Source organism: Ancylobacter crimeensis (genome assembly GCF_023016805.1).
Lineage (GTDB): Bacteria > Pseudomonadota > Alphaproteobacteria > Rhizobiales > Xanthobacteraceae > Ancylobacter > Ancylobacter crimeensis.
This window is the reverse complement of sequence record NZ_JALKCH010000024.1, coordinates 1-1,734: the sequence shown is the minus strand read 5'-3', so window position 1 is coordinate 1,734 and position 1,734 is coordinate 1. Positions and strand designations below refer to the sequence as shown.

Here is a 1,734-nt window from a genome sequence, read left to right as displayed (position 1 = left end):
GTCCCCGTGAAGCGCGTTGTTGACTACAACGTCAAGGTCCGGGTTAAGGCGGACGGAAGCGGCGTTGAGCTTTCGAACGTGAAGATGTCGATGAATCCGTTCGACGAGATCGCGGTGGAGGAGGCGCTTCGTCTGAAGGAGGCCGGGCTCGCGAGCGAGGTGATCGCGGTGTCGGTTGGCCCGGCGAAGACCGACGAGACGATCCGCACGGCGCTGGCGATGGGGGCGGATCGGGGTGTGTGGGTGAAGACGCAGGACGGCACCCAGGGCACCGGGATCGAGCCTCTGGCGATCGCGAAGATCCTGAAGGGCGTGGTCGGCGAGGAAGGCCCCGGGCTGGTGATCCTCGGCAAGCAGGCGATCGACGACGACGCCAACCAGACCGGGCAGATGCTGTCGGCGCTGCTGGGCTGGCCGCAGGCGACGTTCGCCTCGAAGGTGCGGGTCGCGGACGGCAAGGTGGAGGTGACGCGCGAGGTCGATGGCGGGTCGCAGACGGTGGAGCTGGCGCTTCCGGCGATCGTGACCACGGATCTGCGCCTGAACGAGCCGCGCTATGCGAGCCTTCCCAACATCATGAAGGCGAAGAAGAAGCCGATCGCGGAGAAGAGCCCGGCCGATTACGGGGTGGACCTGACGCCGCGGCTGAAGGTGGTTGCGACCACGGAGCCTGCGGGCCGGGCGGGCGGGGTGAAGGTGGGCTCGGTCGGCGAGCTGGTCGAGAAGCTGAAGACTGAGGCGGGAGTGCTCTGAGGATGGCGACCCTTCTGATCGCGGAACATGACGACGCGCATCTGAACCCGGCGAGCGCGAAGGCGCTGAGCGCGGCGCTGGCGCTTGGGGGCCCGGTGGACGTTCTGGTGGTGGGCGCAGGTGCCGGGGCGGCGGCGCAGGCGGCGGCGAAGCTGGAGGGGGTGCGCGAGGTGGTGCTGGCGGATGCGCCGGTCTATGCGCACCGTCTGGCCGAGCCGGTGTCGGCGCTGGTGGTGGGGCTTGTGAAGGCCGCGCCCTATGGGGCGGTTGTGGCGGCGTCGACGGCGTTCGGCAAGAGCGTGCTGCCGCGTGTGGCGGCGCTGCTGGACGTGATGCAGGTGTCGGACGTGACGAAGGTTCTGGGCCTCGCCAGCTATGAGCGGACGATCTATGCCGGCAATGCGGTGCAGCGGGTGGAGAGCACGGACCCGGTGCAGGTGCTGACGGTGCGGACGGCCTCGTTCGGGTCGGCGGGCGAGGGCGGGTCGGCGCCGGTGCGCGCGATCGGGGCGGGTGAGGACGGCGGTCTCTCGCGCTTCGTCGGCGAGGCACTGGCGCAGTCGGACCGTCCCGAGCTTTCGAGCGCGCGGCTGATCGTGTCGGGCGGGCGGGCGATCGGTTCGGCGGAGAACTTCGCGAAGGTGGTCGAGCCTCTGGCGGACGCGCTGGGCGCGGCGGTGGGGGCCTCGCGTGCGGCGGTTGATGCCGGTTTTGCGCCGAACGACTGGCAGGTGGGGCAGACCGGCAAGGTGGTTGCGCCGGAGCTTTACGTGGCGCTGGGGATTTCGGGTGCGATCCAGCATCTGGCGGGGATGAAGGACAGCCGGGTGATCGTGGCGGTGAACAAGGACGAGGAGGCGCCGATCTTCCAGGTGGCCGATTACGGCCTCGTCGGCGACCTGTTCGAGATCGCACCCCAGCTCACCGACGAAATCCGGAAGGCCAAGGGCTGAGGCGTTCCGGCTGGGGCGGATCAGGTCC

The 1,734-nt window shown here is 69.5% G+C and carries 2 protein-coding genes; both read left to right on the top strand.

The window, feature by feature from the left end:
* Positions 1-753, top strand: a 753-nt coding sequence (locus tag MWN34_RS19530; RefSeq protein WP_247030986.1) for an electron transfer flavoprotein subunit beta/FixA family protein, incomplete at its 5' end; no start/stop codon positions are given.
* Between the two features lie 2 nt (positions 754-755).
* Positions 756-1,706, top strand: a complete 951-nt coding sequence (locus MWN34_RS19525; protein ID WP_247030985.1) for an electron transfer flavoprotein subunit alpha/FixB family protein — start codon at positions 756-758, stop codon at positions 1,704-1,706.
* Positions 1,707-1,734 lie beyond the last annotated feature (28 nt).